The sequence below is a fragment of the Streptomyces sp. NPDC002845 genome (assembly GCF_053591955.1).
Window position 1 is genome coordinate 53,735 of sequence record NZ_JBSFUU010000012.1, and the last position, 24,197, is coordinate 77,931.

Genomic DNA, 24,197 nt, shown 5'->3' on the forward strand with positions numbered 1-24,197 from the left:
ATCGCCACCGCCGGATTGCCCACCGGCCTGTGGCTCCACTTCCCGCCCTGGAGGAACCGTTGACCCGCACCCACACCCCCGACCAAGTCACCACCGACGCTGACGGCCGGAAGACGACCATCGTCACAACCAAGCGGGCCTGCAACGGCTGCGGCGAACTCGTCGGCGACATCACCGAGGCCGAGATGACCGCCGCCATCGCCGGACGCCCCCTCCCCGACGTCCGCCGCGAATGCCCCACCTGCGCGCCCACCGCACCCCCGCCCGCCTGCCGCCCCATGCAGGTCGTCGCCGGAGAGGGCTACTGCCTGCTGCGCGACTGCGACCACGACATCGCCACCGACGCGGACTACTGCGGCGAGGTCCGCGAGGAGACCGTGTGCGCCATCCACTCGCAGTTCAGCCCCGGGTTCGAGGACGCCTACGAGGTCGTCACCCACGCCGAGCCCTGGCCCTGCAAGCACACCGAGGAGCCCACCCCGTGAAGACTCCCTGCCCCGCCTGCCGGGCCCGCGCACGCCAGCCCCGCCACTACCTGTGCGACCAGTGCTGGGGCAACCTCCCCGGCCCCACACGCCGCGCCCTCAACCGCCGCGACAGCAAAGCCACGACACGCCTGCAGGAGCTCCACCGGCAGCTCGCCGCGGGCATGCACCTCGCCGACATCCAGGTGACGCCATGACCACCACCAACCCCGCCGAAGAACTCCGCACCGCAGCCCAGAGGTTGCGCAGCATCGCGGCCGACGCCACCGAAGGGCCCTGGCACAGCGAGGACCCCAACACCCGCTGGGGCGACGACCACGACCAGCGGCTCGTCGGCGGCGGCAAGACCCTCGCCGCCTTCAACAACCGCCGCAACGGGCCACTCAACGCCGACTACGCCGCCGCCATGCACCCGGGCGTCGGCGCCTCGCTCGCCGACTGGCTGGACTGGGCAGCCAGGCAGGCGGACATGAACGCCACCCGGCCGCCCCGGCGGCGCTTGGACCTGACCGAAGCCCTCGCCGTGGCCCGCCAGACCAACGGCGGTGACCGCCCGTGATGTGGCTCGCTCTCTGCCCCGCCGCTGCCCTCTGCGTCGCCCTCGGCTGGTACCTCGGCCGCTCCACCGCCCACGTCCGCCCGGTCGTCGTCGGCGCCACCCGCGAGCAAGACGACGCCGCGTTCCTCGCCGACGAACGCGCCCGCTTCGACGCCCTCATCGCCGACCTCGACATCCCCGACGACCACAACCCCAGGACCCCGGCATGAGCGAGAAGCCCTCCACCGAACAGCAGCTCACCGAAGCAGCCGACGCCCTGCGCGCGATCGGCAAGGCATGCATCGTCGTCAAACCCACCCTCGACGTCCCCTACCCCGACGACCCCCGCTGGACCCCATGGACCCGCTGGGTCGAACGTCCCGCCCGGACCGCCTCCAACCTCGGCATCCTGCTGCGCCGCCAGCTCGGCACCGGACCGAAACCATCCACGTGGCAGAGCAACGCCGCGACCCGCCTGTACGACGCTGCCCGACAGCTCGCCGACGAGACCGTCGGCCACACCGCGGCCTGCAAGTGGCACAACAACGGGCACGCCTACTGCTCCTGCCCGGCCTGGCCCGCCGCGTGCGCAGGCGTCGACGCCACCCTCAACGCACTGAACGGAGAAGAGGAATGAGCGACAAGCCCTCGTCGAGCGGCGACCTGTACATCACGCCGTTCAAGTGCCCCTTCTGCGCCGGCGGTCTGACCCTCGACGACGAGGGCCGCCACGTCGAGCGCTGCTACCACTGCGCCGGCATCGGCCTCACCGACCAGCCCTGCGGCGAAGCCGAACGCGCGCCACGTCCGCCAGGCGTGATGCGCGCCCCGTGCGCCGACTGCGCCTACCGGCCCGGCTCCCCGGAGCTCGAGGCCAACGGCGCCCAGCTCCCCGACGAGGAGCCGTTCTTCTGCCACCAGGGCGTCCCCGTCTCCGCGTCCGGCACCTACACCCCCGTCGCCATGTTCCGCGGGCTGCCGCTCGGGCTGATGGTGTGCGCCGGCTGGTGGGCCCACCGCACCGGCGAAGCGCTCCCCGGCAAGCCGTACCGGGAGATCCCCATCACCGAGGACCAAGTCGAACAGCGGTGGGGCCACAAACCAACCACCCCGCAGGAGGACTGACCATGCATGACCCGCTCACCGTCGCCTTTGAGATCCGCCGTCCCTGGCCGGGACGCTCACCCCTCCCAGCAGCAGACCGACTGTCCGTGCGCTGGCGCATGCGCCTCCACCACACCTGCACTCCCCGCTGTGGCGAGGACCCGCCCCACCGCGACGGTGCGTTCCCCTGGTGGCGGCCCTCCAGCTACAGCTCGTTCTGGCGCCTGAACGGCCGGGACTACCACTGGCCCGCCCTGATCACCGTGTGGCACCGCGAGCCGGGCGGACGCGACGGCCTGACGGTGTGCAGCAAGCGCGTCCAGCGACGCGACGGCACGTGGAGGCGCACGCGCGGCTGGCAGTGGCACGTGCACCACTGGCGGCTCCAGCTCCACCCCTACCAGCAGCTCCGGCGCAGCTTCCTCACCCGCTGCGCATGGTGCGGCGGACGCTCCGTCAAGGGCGACCGGGCCGATATCTCCCACCAGTGGAACGGCCCACGCGCCCGCTGGTGGCAGGGCGAGCGCGGCCTGTATCACCGGGACTGCTCGGCGATCAAGCATGCCCACTCCACCTGCGTCTGCGCCCGGCCGGCACTGGACCACGACATCTACGGAAAGTGCGCCCGCTGCAACCTGTTCCGGCCCTTCGGCTTCACTGACGCCAACCTCGCACGGGCGCGGGAACTGGCAGCAATCCCGCACGGCGGACGGAGCGCGAAGTGACCGACCGTCCGACCGTCGACACGATCACCAGCGACCAACTCGACCACCTCCTCGGCCTGGAACAGCGCCTCACCGATCTGCAGGCCGAGGCCGGCCGGCAGAAGGACGCCCTGGAACGCCGCGCCACCCGCGCCGAGGAGCAGCTCGCCGCGGTCGACGGCGCGTACCCCGAACGCGCCCAACTCGTCGACCTGCTCAAGCGGACCGAGGCGCACCTGTCCGCCCTCCACGGCAGCGTCGCCCGACACGACCAGCTCGCCGCGAACCTCGCCTGCGCAGGCTGCGAGCTCCGCGACACCATCCGGGCCGCGCTCGCTGTAAGCAACCGCGCCGACCTCGACGAGCCTAAGGACCGCTGACCCATGACCGACACGGCCAACCTGCAGAACCTCATCGGCGAATGGGTCAGGGTCCACAACCCCGACGCCCACGTCGCCTGGACCGGCCAGCTCACCGGTCTCGCCGACACCCCCTCACTCGTCCTGCGCACGGGCCCCGGCGAGACAGCCGTACTGCCCCAGGACTTCACCGTCGAGCACCTCGAACTCCAGCCCGCTGACGAGACAGACGACGACCACGGCAAACCCCTCCACTGCCGCACCTGCGCCGACACCTACCTCGGCACACCACCCCCAGCCCCGCCCGTCACGCTGGACGTCCGCCTCTCCGCCCCGTTGACGAAGGAGCAGGCACAGCGCCTGCAGAGAGTGATCCAGGCGGCGCTCGACGCGCGGGAAGACCGCACGGCCGAGGCCGAGGCGGAACTCGCCCGACTCCGGGCGGGTGAGGAACCCGTCACCGACCCGTACATCGAGCACACCCCCGGCCAGTGGCTCTACACCTGGAACCGGCTCACCCCCGAGCAGCGCCTCGAGCACGCGGCCCGCATCATGCGGGACTGCGTCGACGCCAGCCAGTGCTTCATGGAGAACCACCGCCGCCGCCTGTCCGAGGAGAGCAAGGCGTGGGTACGGCTGGCCCGCGTCGAAGACGTGGTCGCCGACATGGAGAACATCACCGGCGCCAGGCACTGGGCCCGCATCCTCCACAAGGCCCTCAGCGGTCAGGACACCCCAGAAGACACCACGACGACGGACGCGACCAAGTCCCGCCCGAGTGCCGACACGATCACCAGCGGCCAACTCGACGACCTGCACAACCAACTGGACCGTGCCCAGCGCGTAGCCATGGACGTCCTCGACGACGGCCCCATCACCCGCGTGCACGACCTCGCCAACGAATGGCGGAAGACAGGCCAGGAACCGAACGCCTGGATCTCCATGGAAGACGCGGCAACGGCCGTTCTCACCGCCCTCGCCGGGGCGCGCCTGGACGCGCAGGACGTCACCCGGCTCCTGGTCGACCGGCCCTTCCGCTCTCTGCGGCAGAAGCCCGACACCGCCGCGTCTGCCCCCGACGAGCCCAAGGAGCAGTAGTCCCATGCCCGTCGGCCGGCCGTTCCGTCTCCACCTGCCCCACCAGGCCGTCCTGGACGGCTGGGTGGAGCCGGACGGCCAGGCGGTCGCCGTCGACGACCCCGACTACGGCCTCACCACCAGCGCCCCCACGATCGCTGACCTGCTCCGCGGCTACGGAGGCGGCCACATCACCTGGCCCGACCAGCACGACCCCACCCCGCACCACCAGCAAGAAGAGGGGGAGCACACGTGATCTGCACCCTGTGCAACACCCGCACCATTGAGCACGGCGGCTTCCTCTGCCCCGCCTGCACCCGCACCACCCACGACCGCCTCCAACGCCTGCCCCGCATGTGGACCGCCCTCGAAGCATGGCTCGCCCCCGGCAGCACCACCACCACGGCCTACGGCCGCACCCCCCTCACCGAAGCCCCCCTCCCCGTACGCGAGGAGGTCCTCGACCTCCGTGCAGCCGGCGGCATCGTCGGCGTCCTGGAGGACTGGCGCGCAGCCGTCCACGAAGCCCGAGGCTTCACCCTGCCCGCCCTCGCCGCGAGCTTCGAGCACCGCGTGACGATCGCGGCCCACGCCCTGGACAGGAACCTCGACTGGATCGCCCGCTGGTACATGGGCCCGACCTTCGCCGAGGAGATCCGTCAGCTCACCGCCCGCGTGTACGGCGTGATCCAGCCCGGCCACGACCACGAGAGGCCCCCCTTCCTCGGCTACTGCATCGCCGTCGACACCTCCGGCATCGTCTGCGGCGCCAAACTGTGGGCCTACATGGACCGCCCCGTGAAGTGCGAGTGGTGCCTGTGCCCCTACCCCCCGGACACCTGGCTCGCCCTCGCCCGCCACCAACCCGGCCGCCAGACCACGAAGCCTTCCGATGCTGAGCAAGCCGCGGCATAAGGTCAGGGCGGACAGCACGGTGCCCGGCCTCAACTCCACTGAGACCGGGCACCGCTGCACGTACGAGCTACTCCTCGGGCTCTTGTGTGAGGTCCGTACGCTGCCCCTGCCGCGACACGCGTGCACGGAAGTACGGCTCGATGACTCGCCAGTCGAACAGCCGCATGCGCCCAACTTTCTTCGCCTGCTCAAGAGGTACTGGCCACGCCGGGTCTTCCTCGGCGAGCTGCCGGCACCGCTGCGCGCTGATCCTCTTCAGCCCCGCGGCCTCAAGGCGCGCGGGCATGTCGGCGAACGAGATCAAGTCCGGGCCTCCCGTCTCGTCGACTTCCTCGGGCGGGGAGTCGGGCATACCCCCATCCTTCCAACTTCCTTGTTTTAATACAAGGAAGTTCGCTACTCTCGAACTGGCACCAACGGAAAACCCCTCGGCCCATGCGGAGTTGCACCTCCGGGCCGAGGGGTGGACCCGTCCTCAGCGATCAGAAGGAGCAGGTCCGTGCCTGACCTTACCCAGCCCGAACCCGTCGACGTAGCCCTCCCCGGCACCCCCATCACGCGCGGCGAGTACGCCCTCCGCCTGTGCGCCGCTGCGAGGGAGCTGGGATGACGAAGAAGCCCACCCCCAGCAGCGAGGCCCGCGACCTCCGCGCGCTCCTGGAGACCGTCGTCGAGGCACTCACCCTGCCGCGCGACCTCGACGCCTACGACACCCGCATCCTCCGCCGTGCCAGCCTCGTCCGCGTCCTGGTCCGCGAGACCCTCACCGACGGCCCGGACCGCCTCGGCTGGAACCTCGACTACCTGCGCCAGCAGCTCGCCCAGGAGGACACCGAGGCAGCCGAGCGGGAGAAGAACAAGTGCCGCCGCTGCGGCACCCCCTTCAACCCGGCCGACACGGCGTTCGACGGCCGCGCCCGCCACAACGACAGCCCGTGGTGCCGCCGCTGCGTCGACATCTGCGGGGACGGGGGCACCGAACACGTCTGCGTGATCTGCGACCCTCAGCGGTACGGGGGCGGCCAGTGAAGCGCGTCCGCCGCAACGTCACCCGCTGGTTCCGCCGCCCCGCCACCTCGCCCGGCCGCCGCCCGGCCGCCCCGCTGTGGGTGCGCGGCCTCACCGCCGGCGGACGCCCCATCGTCCTCGGCGTCGCCCTCCTCATGTGCGCGCCCGGCGAATACCACCTCGCCCGCTCGGCCGGCTGGGGCGACCCCTTCGCCTACGGCATGCCGGTCGTCCTCTCCGCGTACGCCGGTATCGCCGCCGCCGTCGCCTCCACCCGACGGCCCGGAGACCGCGGCCGCTGGTCCGCGATCGTCGGCGCGTGCCTCGCACTCGGCCTGGCGATGGCCGCGCAGGTCGTCTCCCACTGGATCGGCACCGGCCACCTCGACGCCGACCAGCCCGCGCTGATCGCCGTCACCTCGCTGGTTCCGCCCGCCGTCGTCGGACACCTGCTCCACCTCGCCGCGACACCCCCGGCCGCCGACGAACAGCCCGAGACGGAACCGGCCGAGGTCACCGGGCAACACGCCCCCAAGCCGACCCGTGTCCAGGTACCGGCTTACGTCCCCGAGCCCTTCACCTCGAAGCCGTACAAGCAGCTGCTGCCCGCCCTGCCGGAACCTGCGGCGGAACCGGATTCCGGGCCGGGACTGGAGCCCAGCGCGGTTGACGTTCTCGCACGTCAGCACCGCGTGCGCCCCGAGCAGATCCGCACCGTCGCGGAACTGCTCACGGTCACCCCAGAGCTGTCCGGCAAGGCCGCCGGACAGGCGATCGAGCGTGGGGACCGGTACGGGCGTCGTGTGCTGCTCGCCGCGCGGGAACTGCGGGGGGTGCGGTCATGAAGTGGCTCCTCCTCGGCGCCCTCCTCGGGCTCCTCGCCGTCTTCCCCACGCTGCGGGCCCTCGTGGTCGCCGTCGTGACGGCCGTGGCCCCCCAGCCCGTCCTGATCGCGTTCGTCCTCGGCCTGGCCGCCCGCCCGTACCTGCCCCGGCCGGGAAGGCGGACGGCATGACCGAGCCCGCACAGCGGCCACAGATCGGCTACGACCTCGCCGGGAACCCCATGTACGCGGCGCCGCCCGTACCGGCCTCCGTGGGACAGCACCCCACACAGCCGCTCCAGCCGCTCCGGGTGTACCCGGTCGGCACGTACATCGCGGGCGGCTGCCTCGCCCTCGTCGCCTTCACCATCGCGGCCGTGGCCGTCGCCCTGGTGGTGTTCGGGTTCGCGATCCTCGCCGCCGTCCTCGGCCTCGTCGCAGTCGCCCTGACGATCTGCGTCCTGGTGCTGCGCGGCATGTACCGGGACTACCAGAAGGGCCGCTGACCCGCCCCTTCCGCACCCCCACGGCACCAGCCCGTGGGGGTGCGGTGGGGCCGGACAGCCCGGCCCACAAACCACAGAGGAGAACTGATGCCCGACCTGCATCTGACCATTAGCCAGCCCGATCCGGGCGACTGGCACGGCCGCCTCGACGTCCTCGAAGCCCTGGAAGCCGCAGGCTGGACCGGCGACGCCGACATGCCGCTCAACATCCTGCGCCACCCGTCCGGCGCCGTCTGGGCCTTGATCAACGAGTCCGGCGACTCCGGACTCACCTGCCCCAACGGCGCGAACCCCGACTTCCCCTCCGACACCCCGTCTGTCGTAGTCATTGCCGCCTGCCTCGCCGCCGCGGCCACCCCCGAGACCAACGAGGGGAACTGACCCATGGCCGACGACCTTCGCTTCGGCGACTTCACCCTCGGCGAGAAAGCCCGCATCGGTGTCCTCGTAGCCCGCATGGCCAAGCGCGGCGCGGCCGGTGACAGCGTCGACATCAGCGACCTGAAGCGGCGTATCGAGCGCATCGAACGCGCAGCGATGCGCCGCAAGCAGAAGCAGTAGCCCCGCCCCGGGGACGGCCGGTCACCGCCAAGCGTCGGGCCGTCCCCGGGCCCCAAGCCCCAGCAAGGAGCAAGGAACCCCTCAGCATGAGCAACGTCGTCCGGCTCCACAAGGAGGCGGCCCTCGACACGCCCACAGCGGCCGCCGTCCCCGAGACGCCGTCACCCGAGGCCGCCCCGAAGCCCGCCGAGGCCCCGAAACGCGGCTGCCGCATCCGTCTCGCCGCACTGCGCCAAGCCGTCGTCGAGACCCGTACCGACCCCGTCTACCGGGCCGCCGTACGGCACAGCGCCTACATCATCGGCGGCACCCGCGTCCTCACCCGCCGCGCCTGGGAGGCCCGTACCACAGCCCGCCACGAGCGGATGATGCGGATCGCCGAAGCCGGCGGCAACGAGGAGCTCGTACGGCAGTGGGAACAGCGCGCCTACGCCTACCGCTTTGCCCGCCACCGCCGCCGCATGGAGCTCCTCCAGATGGCCGTGAACGCGCCGAAGGCCATCGCCTCCGCCCTCGGCTCGGCCGTGTCCGTACTCCTCCTCATCGGCGGCATGCTCGCCTACGCCAACCGCGACCCCAGCGACGTCCTCACCCCCCTCGGCGCCGTCATCGACCTGGTGGCGTGGCTGGCGTTCATCGCCGGCGTGGTGTGGGAGCCGGTCCTCCTGTCCCTGCCGGGCCTCGCGCTCGCCGCGGTGTGGGCGGTCGGCCGCCACCAGAAGACCGCACCCGTCTGGGCCCTCCCTGCAGACGCCGAGGACCGCGACGTCGTTCCCGACGAGAACGCCATCATGCGCGCCCTCGGCAACCTCGGCATCGCCCCCCTCAACAAGGCCATCAAGGAAGGCTGGCAGCCCCGCTGGGTCCAGCCCACCGTCCGCTCCGGGAACGGCTACCACACCCAGCTGCAGCTCCCCCAGGGCGTCACCGTCGAGATGATCGCCGGGAAGAAGAACGTCCTCGCCCACAACCTGCTCCGTAAGCCCGTCGAGGTGTGGCCGACCGAGCCCAGCAAACTCCCCGGCGTCCTCGACCTGTGGGTCGCCGACCAGGGCTCCCTGTCCGGGAAAGTCCCCCCCTGGCCGCTCCTCGCCGAGGGCACCACCGACTACTTCAAGGGTGTCCCCGTCGCCGTCTCCCAGCGCGGCGAGCAGATCACCGGCAAGCTCATGGCCGCGAACTGGATGGTCGGCGGCATCATGGGCTCCGGCAAGAGCTCCCTCGTCATCGCTCTACTGCTGGGCGCGATCCTCGACCCACTTGTCGACGTCGAGGCGTACGTCATGGCGTACAACGTCGACTACGACCCCCTCAAGCCCCGCATGCGGGTACTGGTCAAGGGCGACGAGGACGAGCAGATGAAGGCCGCCCTCAACGCGCTGCGCGGCCTGCGCGAGGACGTCACCGAGCGGGGCAAGCTGCTGGAGGAGTACGGCGGCGACAGCGTCAAGCTCACCCGCGAACTCGCCCTGAAAGACCCGCGGATGCGGCCCAAGGTCGTCGTCTTCGACGAGTGCCACGAGCTGTTCATGCACAAGGACTACGGCAAGGAGGCCGCAGAGCTCGCGGTGAAGGTGATGAAGAAGGCCCGCAAGGTCGGCATCACCCTCATCTGGGTCACCGTCTCACCCACCGCCGACAGCATCCCGCGCGACGTCACCCGCAACACCAGCCACCGTGTCGCGTTCGCCGTCGGCGACCACGTCGCCAACGACGGCCTCCTCGGCTCCGGCAAGCACAAGGCCGGCATCACCGCCACCACACTCATCCCCGGCGAGGACATCGGCACCGCCGTCACCGTCGGCTTCACCGCCAAAATGTTCGAGGTGATCCGCTCCTACTACGTCGCCCGGGACCCGGAGAAGGGCATCGACGAGGTCACCCCGGTCGTCGAGCGCGCCATGGCCTTGTACGAGGGCACCGGACCCGCGGCAGAGCCGTCGTTCGAGCCGGCCGACCACCTCGCCGACATCTGCGCCGTCCTCGGCAAGGAGACCCGCATGCGTACCCAGGAGGTCCTGCAGGGCCTCGTCGAACGGAAGCCGGATGTGTACCGCGACTGGACGTTCGCCGACCTGAAGCAGGCCCTAGAGCCGTACGGGGCTGCCCCGTACAAGAGCAACGGCGTCCAGGTCGTCTCCCGCGACCGCGTCCAGGACGCCGTCCTCGAGCGCCTCGCCGAGGACGCCGAAGGCATCGACGACGAGTAGGGAGGCGCCGGGATCTCGGGGAGTTCTCCCTGACCGCCTCCCCGCACCGCATCCCCCGGCATGACCTGCACAGATGATCACTCAGGGAGGCGAGGGAGGCAGCTGGCACAGGCCCGCAGGAGACGGGAAACGGCCGGTCCGGCATCCCCCGGCCAGCCTCCCTCCCTGCCACACTGGAGGCTCACGCCGGGACCGCCGGGCACCGAAGTCCCCCGCCGCGCATCCTCCGTCACGGCGGGGCCTTCGCGTTAGCCCGCGTCCAACTCGTCTGCCAGCAGAGCCAACTCCAAAACCGCGCCACGGATCATGATCGCGTACGCGTCGTCAGGGCACGGCGACCCATCGATACCCGCATTCGGATCATCAAGACACTCATGGTCGACGTACGCATCGGCCGCAGCATCGATCTTCTCGATCTCCGCCACGGACCGCAGATACGTCCCCCTGACCCCGGCCTCATCAATCGCCTCCTCGAGGTCACCAGCGACGACGGCGATGTCCGTGAGGTGCTCGGCGCAAGCCGCGTCACCAACCTGGTTACAGATGGCGCTCTGAGGACTGTTGGCGTCTCTGAGCTTGGGAACCCACTCAGTAGTCAGCTTGGGACTACTGCTGGACGTGGTGCTGGCGGCTGACGTGCTGTCGCCACCGCTGGATGTGCACGCGCCGACCCCGAGCATGAGTACGGCCGCGAACGCGATGGAGATGCGCGTGTGGTGCATGAGGTACCCCCCTCTTCCTGTGTCCGGCGAGAGTAGGCCACCAAGGACCAACAAAGCGGAGAAACCAACCAGAGCACGACCGCGGCCGCCAGCCGCCCACAGACGGCCACCGAAGAAGCCCTACGCCCACAGCCGCCCCTGACGCACCATAGGCACCATGGAGCTCAACCACCCGCCCCGAGGCCGCCTCACAGCCGCACAGACCGCCACGCTCCTCGGCGTGACCCGCGAGAACCTCCGCCTCCTCGTCCACCGCGGCAAACTCACCCACGTCGGCGGCACCCCACGACGTCCCCTCTACGACGCCAACGAGGTCGCAGCCCTCCACGCCACCCGCGCCGAACACTCAGGCCTCCTCACCACCCTGCGCCAACAACGCGATCCGCTTGACGCGCAGGTCAGACGGGTGTAACGATCTCCACGCACACCCATGTCCAAAAACGGACACCACACACCGCATGACAAAGGCCCCGGAAGACCAGACGCCGGGGCTTTCGCTATGCCCGGCGCCCGCCGCCCGGCAGGCCGCTCAGGCTGGCCCCTGACACCCAGTCACGCGGCCCAGCACACCCAGGCAGCGGGCGCCACCCACGGGGAGGCGACATGGCCGCCAACCCCCGCAACGGACGCCCCTACCGCCGCCTCTGCAAAGACCAGCGCGCCCTTGGCCTGCCCTGCTGGATCTGCGGCCACGACATCGACTACAACCTCACCGGCTACGCCGCACAGCGCAGCGCCTGGGCCTTCACCCTCGACCACGCCCAACCACTCTCGCGTGGCGGCAACCTCCTCGACCCCGCCAACGCCCGCAGCGCACACCGCCGCTGCAACTCGCAACGCGGCAACCGCACCACCACCACCAGCACACCCCAACGAGCCTCCCGGAGGTGGTGACTTGACCGTCATCGTCGGCCTGGTCCACCGGCAGCGCGTCCACCTCGCCGGAGACTCCGCAGGCATCAGCGGATACCAACTCACCATCCGCCGAGACCCCAAGGTCTTCACCAACGGCCCCTACACCTTCGGCTTCACCACCTCGTTCCGCATGGGCCAACTCCTCCGCCACGCCTTCGAACCCCCACACCCCGAAGGCAACCTCGACCGTTTCATGGCCACCAAGTTCGTCAACGCCGTCCGCACCTGCCTCAAGGACGGCGGCTGGGCCCGCAAGGACTCCGAGCAGGAACAAGCCGGCACCTTCCTCGTCGGCATCCACGGCCACCTCTTCACCGTCGACAGCGACTACCAAGTCAGCGAACCCGCCGACCAATACGCCGCCGTCGGCTGCGGCGACGAACTCGCCCTCGGCGCCCTCCACGCCACAGCCCACCTCGGCCTCAAACCACGCGAGCGCCTCACCGCCGCACTCCACGCAGCCGACCACCACAGCGCAGGCGTGTCAGCCCCCTACACCTACGTCAAGGAACCCCGCTGAGAGGAGCTGGCAACCATGACGTACGAACGGGATCAGGCCAGGATCGCCGAGCGCTTCAAGACCGCCACGGCACGCGGCCGCCTCCGCGTCCTCACCCCGCGGAACTCCGCCTGGATGGCGCGCACCGGCCTCGCCTGGTGGATCGGCTACGCACTCCACGAACCCCGCGAGTTCGCCTACACAGCGCCACGGCGCATCGCCTGCCGCCTCCTCGGCGAGCACAACCCCACCTGCGTCGGACGCCCCGCACCACACCCCCGAAGGTGGTGACCCAGTGTCCAAAGAGGCCCGCCACATCGAGATCGCGTGCACCGTTCACAGCCCCGACAACCTGCCCCTGAAGGACGGCGAGCAGATGTACGCCGACGACGTGATCGGGGAGATGCAGGACGTGGTGAGCGCCGCGCTCACCGAGTGGTACCAACAGCGCGGCCACCAGCTACTCACACACGAACCACTGGTCGCGTGACCGATCATGCTGGACAACCTACTGCGCGGCATCGCCCAGCCGTACGCCATGCACCCCGGCTACGAAGAGGGCTGGCAACTGTGAGTAAGCCATGCCTCACACTGTCAGTCCCATCAGCCACCATGGGCACATGACGACATATGACGGACCGGCCACGGTCATCGCAGACGGCACCGAGTACGAGGTAACAGCCCAGCTCACCGATACTTCCAGGGAGTGGTACGGCTCCCTCGACGTACCCGACGGAGCGGCAGCGTGGGCCATCTTCGAGGCCGACGACACCAAGCTGCGCATCGGCGATCGCGACGGAGACTTCATCGCGAAGGGCGGCTCCCCCGACATGACCATCCAGGGCAGCGGCCGGCCTCCCTTCGGCAACTGAGCAACTGCGCCCGCGGCCGTAGAGGTGGTGACGCGCCGTGCTGTATGTCGTCACCGGCCCGCCGGCCGCGGGCAAGTCCAGCTGGATCAACGCCCGCGCCCGGCCCACCGACATCGTCATCGACCTCGACCGCATCGCCGTCGCCCTCGCAGGCCCCGGCGCCCCCAGCTGGCAACACGACCCCACCCTCCTGAAAGTCGCCCACCGCGCCCGCTTCGCCGCCATCGACGAGGCCGTCAAGCACCGCGACACCGTGGACGTCTACCTCATCCACACCATGCCCAGCCCCAAAGCACGCGCCCGCTACCAGCGCCTGGACGCCGAGGTCGTCACCGTCGACCCAGGCCAGGACATCGTCATGCAGCGCGTACGGGACATGCGGGACCCGGCCATGACCGCGGTCGCCACCCGCTGGTACCGCCAGCACGCCAGACGCCAGCACGGCCGGCCAGCAGGACGCCAGGCCTCCCGCCCCTGGTGACCCAGCGTGCACCCCACTCCGGGTGGCAGGCCAGGGTGCCGGCCCGCCCCGGTCCCCCGGCCGGTCGGCACGGCCAGCACCACGGCGAACGCACGGCGTGAGCACCCAAGGTGATCGCGTCGGTCACTCATCGCGAACTTCACGCTGAGCTGCGGCGATGCCCCTTCCTTGTGCCTGGGGGAGGGGGGCCTTGGGCCATCGTGACGGGTGAGAGGCGGGCGACCCAAAAGCCCTTGTCGCCCGATTTTTTGCGCGGCCGGTTTTTCACGCGAAGCGCGCTTCAGCGAAATAGCGAATGTCACTCTGCGTGACATGACTGTGTGTGACGGGCGGTGGTGATCTTGGGTGCCGTGTCCGCAGCGATCAAGACCGAGATCGCTCAGCTCAAGGTCGAAGACCTCGCCCCCGGTATGACCGCCCTCGCCCTCAGCCTCGCCCGCGCGGTCGACGCCTCGGCCAAAGCTCCCACCGCGAAGGCGGTCGCGGCCCGTGAACTGCGCGCCGTGATGCGCGAGCTGCGGGTGATGGCCCCGGTCGGGGAGGAGGGGGACGTCGTCGATGACATCACTCGTCAGCGAAGCAAGCGCCGTGAGGAGGCGCGTAAGCGCCGGTCCGGATGAGCCGGTGTACGGCGCCCAGGAGCCGCGGATCTTCACCGTGCCGGACACCGTGCTGTCGACGGCCGGGCAGGAGGCCATCGACCTGGCCCGCAAAGCCGGGCTGAAGCTGGACCCGTGGCAGCAGTTCGTCCTCAACCAGGCGATGGCCGAGGACGACGAAGGCGGGTGGGCCGCCTTCGAGGTGTGCGTCAACGTCCCCCGGCAGAACGGCAAGGGCGCGATCATCGAGGCCCGGGAACTGTGGGGCCTGTTCGTCGGCGAAGAGGAACTGATCCTCCACTCGGCGCACGAGTTCAAGACCGCGAAGTCCGCGTTCAAACGGATCGAGCGCCTGATCCGCCGATGCCCTGACCTGCTCAAACGCGTCAAGACGTTCCGGCAGACGGTCGGTGAGGAAGCCGTCGAGCTGCACGACGGGCGGATGCTGCGGTTCATCGCCCGCTCCAAGGGCTCCGGCCGCGGCTTCACCGGCGACTGCAACATCCTCGACGAGGCGATGATCCTCGGCGACGAGGCGATGGACGCGCTGCTGCCGACGATGGCGGCCGTGGAGGACCCGCAGATCTGGTACCTCGGTTCGGCCGGCATCGGCGCGCCGAGCGTGCAGCTGGGCCGTCTGCGCCGCCGGGCCGAGGCGGCGCTGGAGAGCGGTGTGCCGGATGCGTCGCTGGCGTACATGGAGTGGTCGATCAACCCGCACGTGAAGGAGTGCCGGCAGGGCTGTACGGACCACGACGACGCGGCGAGCGATGAGGCGGCGCTGAAGTCGAACCCTGGTATCGGCTACCGGCTGTCGCTGCCGAAGGTCCGTAACGAGCGGACGACGCTGAGCGTGGCCGGGTATGCGCGGGAGCGGCTGGGTGTGGGTGAGTACCCGGTGGAGGAGGGCGAGTCCTGGTCGGTCATCGGCCGGGAGGTGTGGGAGGCCCTCACGGACGGCGACAGTCAGCCGGAGGACCCGGTGGCGTTCGCGATCGATGTGACGCCGGAGCGGTCGCACGCGTCGATCTGCGTGGCGGGCCGGGCTGGGGGCGGCGCCGTCCACGTGGAGGTGGTCGACAACCGGCCTGGCACGGACTGGGTCGTGCCGCGCGCCAAGGAGCTGACCAGGAAGTGGTCGCCGCGGTGCATCGTGATGGACCCGGGCAGCCCGGCCGGTTCGCTCATCGGAGACCTTGAGGACGCGCTCAGCGAGCGGGACGAAGACGAGGACGAGGAGGGGCGCCAGGAGGGCGCCGGCGGGGGCGAGGAGGCCTCCTGGGGCGAGGAAGACGGCCTGGTCGTTCCGGTGGTGCAGATGAGGACCCGGGACGTCGTGCAGGCCACCGGCCAGTTCTACGACGCGGTGGTGGCCGGGCGGATCGTGCACCTGAACCAGGCGCCGTTGGCCACCGCGCTGGCCGGCGCCAAGAAGCGGGATCTCGGCGAGGCGTGGGCGTGGGCCAGGCGGGGCGTCGGGGTCGATATCACCCCGCTGGTGGGGGTCACGGAGGCGAGGTGGGGGCTGTTCGCGGAGATCGAGGAGCCGGAGGAGGAAGTGGAGCCGTGGGCCGAGTACGGATGACGCCGGCACGCCGGGCGCGGGCGGGTGTGCTGGCGGGCGGGGTGATGGTGTCCGCGGGCGCTGGTCTCGGTCTCGGGCTCGCCGTGGGCCTGGTCGTGGGCGGGGTGCTGCTGGCGGTGTACTGCCTGCTGTTGACGGACGTCGACCGGGGTGAGGGGGGTGGGCCGTGACGAGTCTGTGGCGGGCCGCTCGAGGCCGTACGGAGACGCGGGCGATCAGCACGATCGACGACTACGCGATGGCGCTGCAGGAGGTTTTCGGATACAGCGGCTGGAGCCAGCTGGGGATCACCCAGACGCAGCCCGGGCAGGCCGCGGAGAAAGCGCCGTCGGATCTTCCCGGGTATGCGCAGTTGTTCGCGACGAATCCGGTGATCTGGGCGTGCATGGTGGCCCGTCAGATGGTGTTCTCGGCGCCGCGGTTCACGTGGCAGCGCCTGAACAACGGCACCCCCAGCGAGATGTTCGGGACGGAGGATCTGCGGATCCTCGAGGCGCCGTGGCCGGGCGGGACGACGCAGGACCTGCTCTCCAGAGACATCCAGGACGCCGACCTGGCCGGGAACGCGTACTGGACGCGAGTCGGGGACGAGATGGTGCGGATGCGTCCGGACTGGGTGTACATCGTCCTCGAGCGGCGCGAGCACCGGGGCGGGCTGCTGGGCTGGCGCAAGCTCGGCTACATCTACCAGGAGCCTGGCGAGGAGCCGGTGCCGCTGCTGGCGGACGAGGTCGCCCACTTCGCTCCGATCCCCGACCCGCTGGCGAACTACCGGGGCATGTCCTGGCTCACGCCGGTGATCAGAGAGTCACAGAACGACAACCTGATGGCCCGGCACAAGCGCAGGTTCTTCGAGAACGCCGCGACACCGAACCTCGTCGTACGGCTGGCCCGTGAGGTGAGCCCGGACGCGTTCGCGAAGTTCAAGGCGAAGATGGAGGCCAGCCACAAGGGCGTCGACAACGCGTACAAGACGCTGTACCTGGGCGGCGGCGCGGACGTCACCGTGGTGGGCAAGGACTTCAAGGAGATCGACTTCAGTGCCGTACAGGGCGCCGGTGAGACCCGTATCGCCGCGGCGGCCGGGGTGCCTCCGGTCATCGTCGGTCTGTCCGAGGGACTGAAGGCCGCCACCTACTCCAACTACGGGCAGGCCCGAAGGCGGTTCGCGGACGGCACGATCCACCCGCTGTGGCAGAACGCCGCCGGCAGCTTCAGCACCCTCGTGCGGCCGCCTGGCGGCGGGGCGTCGGGGGCGGTACGGCTCTGGTACGACGCCCGTGACGTCCCGTTCCTGCGCGAGGACGCCCGGGATGCCGCCGAGATCCAGGGTGTGCAGTCCCGCACGATCCGCACGCTCGTCGACGCCGGGTACACCCCGGCGTCCGTCATGGCAGCCGTGACGTCCCAGGACTGGTCCCTGCTGGTCCACACCGGCTTGTTCTCCGTGCAGCTGCAGCCCGCCGGCAGCGGGCCACCGACGCAGGACCGCGTGCGCGCCCTGGTCGCCGAGCTGGAGAACGCACTTCGACCCATCGAGGGAGGGGCCTGATGCCCGTCATGCAATCCGTCGCCCGCGACCTACAGCGGTCGGCGCCGTTCCAGCTTCTGCGCGCCGACGGCGATACCGAAGGCGACGGCCGGACGCTGGCCGGGTACGCCGCGGTGTTCGGCCAGGAGACTGAGATCAACTCGTGGGAGGGGCACTTCACGGAGACGATCCGCAAGGGCGCCTTCCGTAAGACGCTGCGCGAGCAGACGCCGGTCCTTCAGTTCGACCACGGCCGGCACCCCCTGATCGGGTCGATCCCGATCGGTGCGTTCAGCGACCTGCGCGAGGACGACCAGGGCCTCTACGTCGAGGCCCGCATCACGGACAACTGGCTGATGCAGCCGATCCGCGACGCGATCGCCGAGAAGTCGATCAACGGCATGTCCTTCCGGTTCGAAGTCGTGCGCGAGGAGTGGCGCGACGCCCAGGGCAAGCTGGTCAAGCAGGAGGAAGTCCTCGAGCTGCTGTGGCGGCCCGGCGACCGCGGCCCGCTCAAGCGCGAGCTGATCGAGCTGAAATGCCGCGAGCTCGGCCCGGTCGTCTTCCCCGCCTACGCGGGCACCAGCGTGTCCGTACGGGCCCGCGACGTCGCCAACGACCTCGCGCACGACGACGACATGACGCAGCGTCTGCGGGCCTCCCTGGCACGTGACGCCGCCTCGCTCGCACCGCAGGTCCCCGAGGACCCGCAGCTTCGCCGCGAGGTCGCCATCGCCCTGCTGTACGAGCGGCAGGAACCCGGGCAGGACGAGCGGCACTTGGTGCTGCCCGTCACGCCCGGCATGAGCCTTGAGCAGATCGTCGCCACGGCGCGCGAGAAGCTCGCCGACCACCAGGCCGCGCCGCCCGCCGCAGGGCACCCGGCCCCGACCCGTACGACCGGCGCGCCGCCCGCCCCAGGGCACCCGCCGACCCCGAGCAGCACTGACGCGCCGCCCGCCGATGGGCACCCGTCCACACCGGAAACCCCCAGTTCAGAGCGGCTTCGAAGCAGCATCCGTGAGATCGCGGCGCTGATGAAGGACCGCCTGCCCATCGACAAGGACGAGGACTGATGGAACTTTCCCACTCTCAGGCGGTGATCCGTCTCAGGGACATCCAGGCCGAGCTGGAGCGGCTCGGCGAGAAGCCGGAACTGACCGGCGAGGACGAGCAGAGCTTCGACGAGCTCACCCGCGAGTTCGCCGAGGTCGACTCCCACCGCAAGCAGCTGGAGCGCAAGTCGGCTCTGGAGCGGGTGCGTTCGGCGACCAAGACCACCGAACGCCGCCCGACCGCCGTGGGCATCGAAGGCGGAACGCCCACGACTTCGCGGGACGGCTACGACACCGACCCGATCCTGCACCCTGACAGCGTGGAGGACGCCCGGTTCCGCAACCCGTGGGACCTGTCCGAGGTGCGCACGTTCGGCCGGTCCAAGGAGGACATCGCGGCCGAGCTGGGTGCCCGCGCCCGGTCCGCGATCGAGAAGATGCGGGGCTGCAACGACGCCATCCGCTCCACCGCGACGGACATCCTGGAGCGCTGGGACGACGAACAGGGGACGATCGCCAAGCTGTGCCTGGCGACGTCCTCGCCGGAGTACCTGCGGGCGTGGTCGAAGATGGCGCGCGGCCACTCCCACCTGATCTCGGTGGAGGAGCAGCGGGCCCTGGAGCGGGCCATGTCCCTGACGGACACCCAGGGCGGCTACCTGGTGCCGTTCCAGCTGGACCCGACGATCATCCTGACGTCGGACGGCTCGAAGTCCGACATCCGCATGGCCGCACGCACGGTCGTCGCGACCGGCGACGTCTGGAACGGCGTGTCCGCTGGTGCGGTCTCGTGGCGGTGGGCGGCGGAAGGCTCGGAGGCCGGGGACAACGCCCCCGCCTTCGACCAGCCGACCGTGCCGGTGCACAAGGCGGACGGCTTCGTGCCGATCAGCATCGAGGCCCTGATGGACGAGGCCAACGTCACCACCGAGGTCGGCCGGCTCCTGGCGGAGGGCAAGGACATCCTGGAGGCCGCCGCGTTCGCGACGGGCTCCGGCTCCGGCCAGCCGACCGGCCTCATCACCGCACTGGCCGGCACCGCCAGCGAGGTATCGCCGACCACGGCGGAGACGTTCGCGTCGGCCGACATCTACAAGATGGAGGAGTCCCTCCCTGCCCGGTACCGGCGTATGGCGTCGTGGGTGGCGAACAAGCGCATCTACAACCTGGTGCGCCAGTTCGACACGCAGGGCGGCGCGGATCTGTGGGAGCGCATCGGCAACGGGCAGCCCAACGAGCTGCTCGGCTACCCGGCGCTGGAGTCGGAGGACATGGACGGCACGTTCGACCCGTCCGCCACCGCCGACAACTACGTCCTCGTCTACGGCGACCTCAGCAACTACGTGATCGCCGACCGGATCGGGATGACCGTCGAGTTCATCCCGCACCTCGTCGGCACCAACCGCAGGCCGACCGGCCAGCGCGGCTGGTACGCGTACTACCGGGTGGGCGCCGACAGCGTGAACGACGCCGGCATGCGGCTCCTCAACATCGCGACGGCCGCCTGATACGACCACTGGTGAGGCCCGGAAGCAACCTGCTTCCGGGCCTCCCGTACGAGAGAGGAGTTGCGCTGTGGCGATCAAGCGGTGCAGGTCGTCGTTCGCGGCGACCGTGGGCGGAGTGCCCCGGGTGATGAGGGCGGGCGCGCTCGTCAACGACGACGACCCGGTCCTGAAGGGCCGCGAGCACCTGTTCGAGGACGTGGAAACCTACGTGCAGGACCGCACGCGGGTGGAGGAGGCGACGGCGGAGCCAGGCGCCCGCCGGTCGCTGACCCGAACGGTCAAGCGGACCCCCAAGGGCAAGCCGGCCGCCAAGACCAGTGCCGGGAAGCCCCCCACGCAGAAGACAGAACGCGCCCCCGGCGGACAGGGGCAGGACGGTCAGTCCGGCCCGCAGACGACGGAGCCAGGCAGCACGGAAGGGACGGGCGCAGCATGAGGCGCAGCCTGTACAACACGGCCCTGGCCGTGCCGACGATCGCTCCGGCCGCCGAGCGGACCGCGACCGTGACCGGTACGACGGTGGACCGGATGACGGACGAGGGCGGCTTCCGCTCCGCGATGGTCGTCGTCAACGTCGGTGTGGTCACGGACGGCACGCACACCGTCGTCGTGGAGGACTCCCCGGACGACTCCAACTGGACGCCGGTCACGGACGAGTTCCTCCAGGGCAGCGAGCCCGCCATCACCTCGGCGAACGACGCGCAGTCGTACGACATCGGCTACACCGGGCACCAGCGGTACCTGCGTGCGGTCGTCAACGTCACCGGCTCCCCGGTCACCGGTGGCTTCTACGACGCGGTGATCCTGCTGGGCTGGCCGAGGCACATGCCTCCGGCCCGCGCATGACCGGCGGTGACTGGTGCCGTTCGACCTCGGCGCGACCGCGCGCCTGACCGCAGAGTGCCGGGACCCGGGCGGCACGCTGGCCACCGCGGCGACGGCCGTCGTGACGGTCACGCTGCCGGACGATACGACCGCTACACCGGCCGTCACGGAGACTTCGACGGGCCTCTACCAGGCGGACTACGTCACGACCATGCCCGGCCGTCACACGGTGCGCTGGGGGTGGACCAGCCCGGCGCACGCGTACACGGACGTCTTCGACGTCCAGGAGGCGGCGCCCCCGGCGATCCTGTCGCTGGCCGACGCCAAGAAGCACGTCAACATCACCGGCACGCGGGATGACGACGAGCTCCGGTTCTGGAACAACGCAACGACGCGGGCGGTGGAGTTCTACACCGGCCCGGTCATCGCCCGGTCCGTGACCGAGGACCACGACGTCGGCCGTACCAGGGTGCTCGCGCTGCGCCAGGTCCCGGCCCTGTCGCTGACCACGGTGGCGGCCGTCCTGGACAGCGGTACCTCGTACGCGGTCGCCGACCTCGATCTGGACGGCGATACCGGCATCGTCCGCCGTAAGGACGGCGGCTGGCTGTGCGGTCCTCTGCGCGCCACCTACACGGCCGGGCGCGCGAGTATCCGGGAGAACATCACCGCCGGGGCGCGGATCATCCTCGAACACCTCTGGCGCACGCAGCGCGCCGGCCGCCGTGGCGGACTGGCCGGAGGCGGCGACGACTACAGCGTGACCGAGCCGATCCCCGGCCTCGGCTATGCCGTCCCCAACCGGGCCGTGGAACTGCTGGCGCCGGACCGACTTCCCCCAGGAGTGGCATAGATGGGATCGCGTGTACCCGAAGTGATCGACGCCCTGGTGGCGCTGGGACAAGCCGATGGCGACCTGGACGGCGTGGCCGTGTCGGACGGCCCGGAGGTGACCGAGGACAGCGCACAGGACTGGCTGATCATCGGCTTCGACGGCGACCCGGCCGGGGACTTCCAGGCGGCGCAGACCGTGGGCGGCTGGGCCGGACTGGGCACCCGCCGCGAGGAACAGTTCCAGATCACCGTGGCGGCGATCGCGTCACGCGGGGACACCGACGTACGGGCCGCCCGTGCGCGCGCCTATGAGATCGGCCGCGTCGTAGAGACCTGGCTGCGCACGGCGCCGAACCTCGGCCTGCCGGAGCTCGAGGCCGCGATCGAAGCGAGCCAGCTCACACAGGAACAGACCGACCAGGGCGTACAGGCGGTGCTGTTGCTCACGGTGGCCGGCCACGCCTTCACCTAAGGAGAACGGATATGGCTGCACTGACGACGACGGTGGTGCCACTGGCCGGCGCCGCTGTGCCGTACACCGCGGCGGCGGGCGGCGGCGACGACTGCGAGACCGGGCCCGGTGTGCTGCTGATGGTCCGCAACGACGACGCCAGCCCGCACACGGTGACGCTGGTGACGCCCGGCACCGTGAACGGTCTGGGGATCGACGACCGGGACGTGGTGGTGGCCGCGGGCGCGGAGGAGGCGATCCGCGTCACCAGCGACTACCGCAATGCGTCCACGGGCCGGGCCTCGATCACCTACGACGCGGTCACGTCGGTGACCGTGGCGGTTCTCCGGGTGCCCGTCTCGTGACCCGCGTGACGATGACGCACCCGAGCCTGCCCGCCGACCAGCGGATCGAGGTCGATGAGGTGTCGGTGCCTCACCACCAGGCGGCGGGCTGGCAGATCGTCGAGGACCAGCCGCACACCACGTCGCAGACGAAGACGATGAAGGCCGCGGCGAGGCGCCGTCGGCAGTCCCCGAAGGGAGATGAGAGCTGATGGCGACTCCGATCAACGCGTCCACCCGCTACTACCGGCGCGGTACGACGAAGGTGCTGTGGGTGCCGAGCATTGCGGACAAGTCCGCGCCGTTGCGCGGTGAGCTGGACGCGGGCACGGCGCTGGAGGGCGAGACCGGCGCCATGGCTGGCTGGCAGACCACGTCCGGGACGGTGCCCACCCCGGCGCTCGGCTCGCGGTTCACGCCGGTCGTGGGCGGTGAGATCACCGCGGCGGACTCGTCGCTGACGTTCTGGGCGTCGAAGGACGGCAACGATGTGCGGACCCTGCTCACGCGGGACGCTGCGGGGTTCATCGTGTGGATGGACGAGGGCGACGTGTCCGGGCAGACGATGGATGTGTTCCCGGTGACGGTCACCTCACAGGCCAAAGTGAGGGAACTCGACACGGCGGCGCAGATCATGGCCCAGTTCGCCATCACGTCCGAGCCCGCCGAGAACGTCACCATCCCCGCCTGAAATCTGAAGGAGGGGCTGGTTATGCCGAGTTCGGTACAGATCCTGGGCACCGGCCAGCTGGTGGAACTCTCCCGTCGGCTACGGCGCGCGGGCGGCCCGAGGCTACGCCAGAACACATCCCGCCGCCTGCGGCGCGCGGCCGAGCCCCTGCAGAAGGACCTGCAGCAGGCGATCCGCGGCGTGCAGCTGCCCGGTCCTGGCCGCACGACGCGCGGCGGCCCGTCGCCGACGACACGGCCGCTGCGGGCCACCCTCGCCGGGGGCGTACGGATCAGTGTCCGTCAGGGCGGCAGCCCGGGCGCGCGGGTGTGGATGGACCGCTCCCGGCTCCCGGTGGATCTGCGGAACATGCCGTGGGTGATCGAGAACGGGCGGGTGCGGCATCCGGTGTTCGGTAACCGGCGCCGGTGGGTGACCCAGTGGGCGCGGCCGACCGGCTGGTGGTCACGCACCGTCCAGGCCGGTATGCCGCGGATGCGGGCTGAAGTCGAGCGGGTCCTGGACGACGTGCGCCGGGACCTTCAATGAGAAGAGACAACGGATGATCATTTCGTACACGCAGGATGGCGGCACCGTGGAGCGGGTGTCGACCGAGGACCTGTCGGCGATCGAGTCGGCCGCCATCGAGGAGGCCATGGGCGATGTGCCGTGGCGGGCTATCGAGGACCGGCTGCGCGGCCAGGACCCCACCGCGATGCGCGCGGTGTTGTGGGCGTTCCGTAAGAGGGACAAGCCGGAGTTGGAGTTCGGCTCGTTCGATGTGCCCGGGTGGCGGCGCCGGCTGAAGGCGAGTATCGAGCGGGCCGAGATCGACGATGTGCTGACCAGCATCATGACCGAGGCCCTGGCGAAGAATCAGGACTCCGCGATCGACGCGATGCTGCCGCATCTGCGTAGGCTCGCCGATGCTGCGGGCGACATCGACGCTGCGCTCGACGCGCTGGGAAAAGGCCACTTGGCTCCGGGCCGCCAGGACTCCGCGGCCTGATCGTCGA

The 24,197-nt window shown here is 70.5% G+C and carries 42 protein-coding genes; 40 read left to right on the forward strand and 2 right to left on the reverse strand.

All coding sequences use genetic code 11. The annotated features are described in order from the left end of the window. Positions 1-59: 59 nt before the first annotated feature. Genes ACWD3C_RS11120 through ACWD3C_RS11170 form a run of 11 tightly spaced genes read left to right on the forward strand, consistent with a single transcriptional unit; the run spans position 60 to position 5,182 of the window. Entirely contained in the window at positions 60-485 is a 426-nt protein-coding gene (locus ACWD3C_RS11120) for a hypothetical protein (RefSeq protein WP_451142419.1), read from the forward strand. Further along, positions 482-682 carry a hypothetical protein gene (locus ACWD3C_RS11125; protein ID WP_451142421.1) on the forward strand — a complete coding sequence of 67 codons (201 nt, stop codon included), beginning with the start codon at positions 482-484 and terminating at the stop codon, positions 680-682. The genes ACWD3C_RS11120 and ACWD3C_RS11125 overlap by 4 nt, the downstream gene beginning before the upstream one ends. Then, complete coding sequence (locus tag ACWD3C_RS11130; protein ID WP_451142423.1) at positions 679-1,044, forward strand: hypothetical protein; 366 nt, start codon at positions 679-681, stop codon at positions 1,042-1,044. The genes ACWD3C_RS11125 and ACWD3C_RS11130 overlap by 4 nt, the downstream gene beginning before the upstream one ends. Continuing rightward, positions 1,041-1,253: a hypothetical protein gene (locus tag ACWD3C_RS11135; RefSeq protein WP_451142425.1), complete on the forward strand. Its 213-nt coding sequence runs from the start codon at positions 1,041-1,043 to the stop codon at positions 1,251-1,253. Before ACWD3C_RS11130 ends, ACWD3C_RS11135 begins: the two co-directional genes overlap by 4 nt. Further along, a complete protein-coding gene (locus ACWD3C_RS11140; RefSeq protein WP_451142427.1) occupies positions 1,250-1,660 on the forward strand; it encodes a hypothetical protein in 411 nt (136 codons plus the stop codon). The genes ACWD3C_RS11135 and ACWD3C_RS11140 overlap by 4 nt, the downstream gene beginning before the upstream one ends. After that, entirely contained in the window at positions 1,657-2,148 is a 492-nt protein-coding gene (locus ACWD3C_RS11145) for a hypothetical protein (RefSeq protein WP_451142429.1), read from the forward strand. The genes ACWD3C_RS11140 and ACWD3C_RS11145 overlap by 4 nt, the downstream gene beginning before the upstream one ends. Before the next feature lie 2 nt (positions 2,149-2,150). After that, positions 2,151-2,852, forward strand: a complete 702-nt coding sequence (locus tag ACWD3C_RS11150; protein ID WP_451142431.1) for a hypothetical protein — start codon at positions 2,151-2,153, stop codon at positions 2,850-2,852. Further along, on the forward strand, positions 2,849-3,211 hold the full coding sequence (locus ACWD3C_RS11155; RefSeq protein WP_451142433.1) for a hypothetical protein: 363 nt from the start codon (positions 2,849-2,851) through the stop codon (positions 3,209-3,211). The genes ACWD3C_RS11150 and ACWD3C_RS11155 overlap by 4 nt, the downstream gene beginning before the upstream one ends. A 3-nt stretch (positions 3,212-3,214) precedes the next feature. Continuing rightward, entirely contained in the window at positions 3,215-4,288 is a 1,074-nt protein-coding gene (locus ACWD3C_RS11160; protein WP_451142435.1) for a hypothetical protein, read from the forward strand. A 4-nt stretch (positions 4,289-4,292) separates the two neighbouring features. After that, positions 4,293-4,523, forward strand: a complete 231-nt coding sequence (locus tag ACWD3C_RS11165; protein WP_451142437.1) for a hypothetical protein — start codon at positions 4,293-4,295, stop codon at positions 4,521-4,523. After that, the gene (locus tag ACWD3C_RS11170; RefSeq protein WP_451142439.1) at positions 4,520-5,182 is read left to right on the forward strand and encodes a hypothetical protein; all 663 of its coding nucleotides are present in this window, start codon (positions 4,520-4,522) and stop codon (positions 5,180-5,182) included. Before ACWD3C_RS11165 ends, ACWD3C_RS11170 begins: the two co-directional genes overlap by 4 nt. 67 nt (positions 5,183-5,249) lie before the next feature. On the opposite strand, the gene ACWD3C_RS11175 is transcribed toward ACWD3C_RS11170, so the two are convergent. Beyond that, a complete protein-coding gene (locus ACWD3C_RS11175; RefSeq protein WP_451142441.1) occupies positions 5,250-5,534 on the reverse strand; it encodes a hypothetical protein in 285 nt (94 codons plus the stop codon). A gap of 254 nt (positions 5,535-5,788) precedes the next feature. Here ACWD3C_RS11175 and ACWD3C_RS11180 point away from each other — a divergent pair, with 254 nt between their 5' ends. The 7 genes from ACWD3C_RS11180 to ACWD3C_RS11210 all read left to right on the forward strand — a co-directional run bounded on the left by ACWD3C_RS11180 (position 5,789) and on the right by ACWD3C_RS11210 (position 10,290). Beyond that, on the forward strand, positions 5,789-6,211 hold the full coding sequence (locus ACWD3C_RS11180) for a hypothetical protein (protein ID WP_451142443.1): 423 nt from the start codon (positions 5,789-5,791) through the stop codon (positions 6,209-6,211). Further along, positions 6,208-7,035 (forward strand): hypothetical protein, encoded by an 828-nt coding sequence (locus tag ACWD3C_RS11185; RefSeq protein ID WP_451142445.1) that lies wholly within the window; start codon positions 6,208-6,210, stop codon positions 7,033-7,035. Before ACWD3C_RS11180 ends, ACWD3C_RS11185 begins: the two co-directional genes overlap by 4 nt. Continuing rightward, positions 7,032-7,205, forward strand: coding sequence for a hypothetical protein (locus tag ACWD3C_RS11190; RefSeq protein ID WP_451142447.1), 174 nt, complete (start codon positions 7,032-7,034; stop codon positions 7,203-7,205). The genes ACWD3C_RS11185 and ACWD3C_RS11190 overlap by 4 nt, the downstream gene beginning before the upstream one ends. Then, a complete protein-coding gene (locus tag ACWD3C_RS11195) occupies positions 7,202-7,519 on the forward strand; it encodes a hypothetical protein (protein ID WP_451142449.1) in 318 nt (105 codons plus the stop codon). The genes ACWD3C_RS11190 and ACWD3C_RS11195 overlap by 4 nt, the downstream gene beginning before the upstream one ends. Positions 7,520-7,606: 87 nt before the next feature. Beyond that, positions 7,607-7,900, forward strand: coding sequence for a hypothetical protein (locus ACWD3C_RS11200; protein ID WP_451142451.1), 294 nt, complete (start codon positions 7,607-7,609; stop codon positions 7,898-7,900). A 3-nt stretch (positions 7,901-7,903) separates the two neighbouring features. Further along, on the forward strand, positions 7,904-8,080 hold the full coding sequence (locus ACWD3C_RS11205) for a DUF6257 family protein (RefSeq protein WP_451142453.1): 177 nt from the start codon (positions 7,904-7,906) through the stop codon (positions 8,078-8,080). Between the two features lie 86 nt (positions 8,081-8,166). Next, positions 8,167-10,290, forward strand: coding sequence for a cell division protein FtsK (locus ACWD3C_RS11210; RefSeq protein ID WP_451142455.1), 2,124 nt, complete (start codon positions 8,167-8,169; stop codon positions 10,288-10,290). 248 nt (positions 10,291-10,538) lie between these two features. Here ACWD3C_RS11210 and ACWD3C_RS11215 read toward each other — a convergent pair whose 3' ends face one another. Then, positions 10,539-11,012: a hypothetical protein gene (locus tag ACWD3C_RS11215; protein ID WP_451142457.1), complete on the reverse strand. Its 474-nt coding sequence runs from the start codon at positions 11,010-11,012 to the stop codon at positions 10,539-10,541. A gap of 157 nt (positions 11,013-11,169) precedes the next feature. Here ACWD3C_RS11215 and ACWD3C_RS11220 point away from each other — a divergent pair, with 157 nt between their 5' ends. From ACWD3C_RS11220 to ACWD3C_RS11325, 22 genes are all read left to right on the forward strand, one after another. After that, positions 11,170-11,424 (forward strand): hypothetical protein, encoded by a 255-nt coding sequence (locus ACWD3C_RS11220; protein WP_451142459.1) that lies wholly within the window; start codon positions 11,170-11,172, stop codon positions 11,422-11,424. 191 nt (positions 11,425-11,615) lie between these two features. Beyond that, a complete protein-coding gene (locus tag ACWD3C_RS11225) occupies positions 11,616-11,906 on the forward strand; it encodes an HNH endonuclease (RefSeq protein ID WP_451142461.1) in 291 nt (96 codons plus the stop codon). Between the two features lies 1 nt (position 11,907). After that, complete coding sequence (locus tag ACWD3C_RS11230) at positions 11,908-12,447, forward strand: hypothetical protein (protein WP_451142463.1); 540 nt, start codon at positions 11,908-11,910, stop codon at positions 12,445-12,447. Positions 12,448-12,462: 15 nt separating this feature from the next. Next, positions 12,463-12,717 carry a hypothetical protein gene (locus ACWD3C_RS11235; RefSeq protein ID WP_451142465.1) on the forward strand — a complete coding sequence of 85 codons (255 nt, stop codon included), beginning with the start codon at positions 12,463-12,465 and terminating at the stop codon, positions 12,715-12,717. 4 nt (positions 12,718-12,721) lie between these two features. Then, complete coding sequence (locus ACWD3C_RS11240; protein ID WP_451142467.1) at positions 12,722-12,916, forward strand: hypothetical protein; 195 nt, start codon at positions 12,722-12,724, stop codon at positions 12,914-12,916. Positions 12,917-13,046: 130 nt separating this feature from the next. Continuing rightward, the gene (locus ACWD3C_RS11245) at positions 13,047-13,298 is read left to right on the forward strand and encodes a hypothetical protein (RefSeq protein WP_451142469.1); all 252 of its coding nucleotides are present in this window, start codon (positions 13,047-13,049) and stop codon (positions 13,296-13,298) included. A 37-nt stretch (positions 13,299-13,335) separates the two neighbouring features. Then, positions 13,336-13,779: a hypothetical protein gene (locus ACWD3C_RS11250; protein WP_451142471.1), complete on the forward strand. Its 444-nt coding sequence runs from the start codon at positions 13,336-13,338 to the stop codon at positions 13,777-13,779. 350 nt (positions 13,780-14,129) lie between these two features. After that, positions 14,130-14,399 (forward strand): hypothetical protein, encoded by a 270-nt coding sequence (locus tag ACWD3C_RS11255; protein ID WP_451142473.1) that lies wholly within the window; start codon positions 14,130-14,132, stop codon positions 14,397-14,399. After that, a complete protein-coding gene (locus ACWD3C_RS11260) occupies positions 14,368-15,963 on the forward strand; it encodes a terminase (RefSeq protein ID WP_451142475.1) in 1,596 nt (531 codons plus the stop codon). Before ACWD3C_RS11255 ends, ACWD3C_RS11260 begins: the two co-directional genes overlap by 32 nt. Beyond that, positions 15,945-16,133 (forward strand): hypothetical protein, encoded by a 189-nt coding sequence (locus tag ACWD3C_RS11265; RefSeq protein WP_451142477.1) that lies wholly within the window; start codon positions 15,945-15,947, stop codon positions 16,131-16,133. Before ACWD3C_RS11260 ends, ACWD3C_RS11265 begins: the two co-directional genes overlap by 19 nt. Continuing rightward, on the forward strand, positions 16,130-17,515 hold the full coding sequence (locus tag ACWD3C_RS11270; RefSeq protein ID WP_451142479.1) for a phage portal protein: 1,386 nt from the start codon (positions 16,130-16,132) through the stop codon (positions 17,513-17,515). Before ACWD3C_RS11265 ends, ACWD3C_RS11270 begins: the two co-directional genes overlap by 4 nt. After that, positions 17,515-18,570 (forward strand): HK97 family phage prohead protease, encoded by a 1,056-nt coding sequence (locus tag ACWD3C_RS11275; RefSeq protein WP_451142481.1) that lies wholly within the window; start codon positions 17,515-17,517, stop codon positions 18,568-18,570. Before ACWD3C_RS11270 ends, ACWD3C_RS11275 begins: the two co-directional genes overlap by 1 nt. Next, positions 18,570-20,057 carry a phage major capsid protein gene (locus ACWD3C_RS11280; protein ID WP_451142483.1) on the forward strand — a complete coding sequence of 496 codons (1,488 nt, stop codon included), beginning with the start codon at positions 18,570-18,572 and terminating at the stop codon, positions 20,055-20,057. The genes ACWD3C_RS11275 and ACWD3C_RS11280 overlap by 1 nt, the downstream gene beginning before the upstream one ends. Before the next feature lie 67 nt (positions 20,058-20,124). Further along, positions 20,125-20,493, forward strand: a complete 369-nt coding sequence (locus tag ACWD3C_RS11285) for a hypothetical protein (protein WP_451142485.1) — start codon at positions 20,125-20,127, stop codon at positions 20,491-20,493. Next, a complete protein-coding gene (locus ACWD3C_RS11290) occupies positions 20,490-20,903 on the forward strand; it encodes a hypothetical protein (protein ID WP_451142487.1) in 414 nt (137 codons plus the stop codon). The genes ACWD3C_RS11285 and ACWD3C_RS11290 overlap by 4 nt, the downstream gene beginning before the upstream one ends. A 13-nt stretch (positions 20,904-20,916) precedes the next feature. After that, positions 20,917-21,735, forward strand: a complete 819-nt coding sequence (locus ACWD3C_RS11295) for a hypothetical protein (RefSeq protein WP_451142489.1) — start codon at positions 20,917-20,919, stop codon at positions 21,733-21,735. Beyond that, positions 21,736-22,188: a hypothetical protein gene (locus tag ACWD3C_RS11300; RefSeq protein ID WP_451142491.1), complete on the forward strand. Its 453-nt coding sequence runs from the start codon at positions 21,736-21,738 to the stop codon at positions 22,186-22,188. It begins immediately after the preceding gene. A gap of 11 nt (positions 22,189-22,199) precedes the next feature. After that, entirely contained in the window at positions 22,200-22,532 is a 333-nt protein-coding gene (locus ACWD3C_RS11305) for a hypothetical protein (RefSeq protein WP_451142493.1), read from the forward strand. Continuing rightward, positions 22,529-22,723 (forward strand): hypothetical protein, encoded by a 195-nt coding sequence (locus ACWD3C_RS11310; protein WP_451142495.1) that lies wholly within the window; start codon positions 22,529-22,531, stop codon positions 22,721-22,723. Before ACWD3C_RS11305 ends, ACWD3C_RS11310 begins: the two co-directional genes overlap by 4 nt. Then, positions 22,723-23,202: a phage tail tube protein gene (locus tag ACWD3C_RS11315; RefSeq protein WP_451142497.1), complete on the forward strand. Its 480-nt coding sequence runs from the start codon at positions 22,723-22,725 to the stop codon at positions 23,200-23,202. The genes ACWD3C_RS11310 and ACWD3C_RS11315 overlap by 1 nt, the downstream gene beginning before the upstream one ends. Before the next feature lie 21 nt (positions 23,203-23,223). Continuing rightward, positions 23,224-23,730, forward strand: coding sequence for a hypothetical protein (locus ACWD3C_RS11320; RefSeq protein ID WP_451142499.1), 507 nt, complete (start codon positions 23,224-23,226; stop codon positions 23,728-23,730). 13 nt (positions 23,731-23,743) lie between these two features. Further along, positions 23,744-24,190 carry a hypothetical protein gene (locus ACWD3C_RS11325; RefSeq protein WP_451142501.1) on the forward strand — a complete coding sequence of 149 codons (447 nt, stop codon included), beginning with the start codon at positions 23,744-23,746 and terminating at the stop codon, positions 24,188-24,190. Positions 24,191-24,197: the final 7 nt, after the last annotated feature.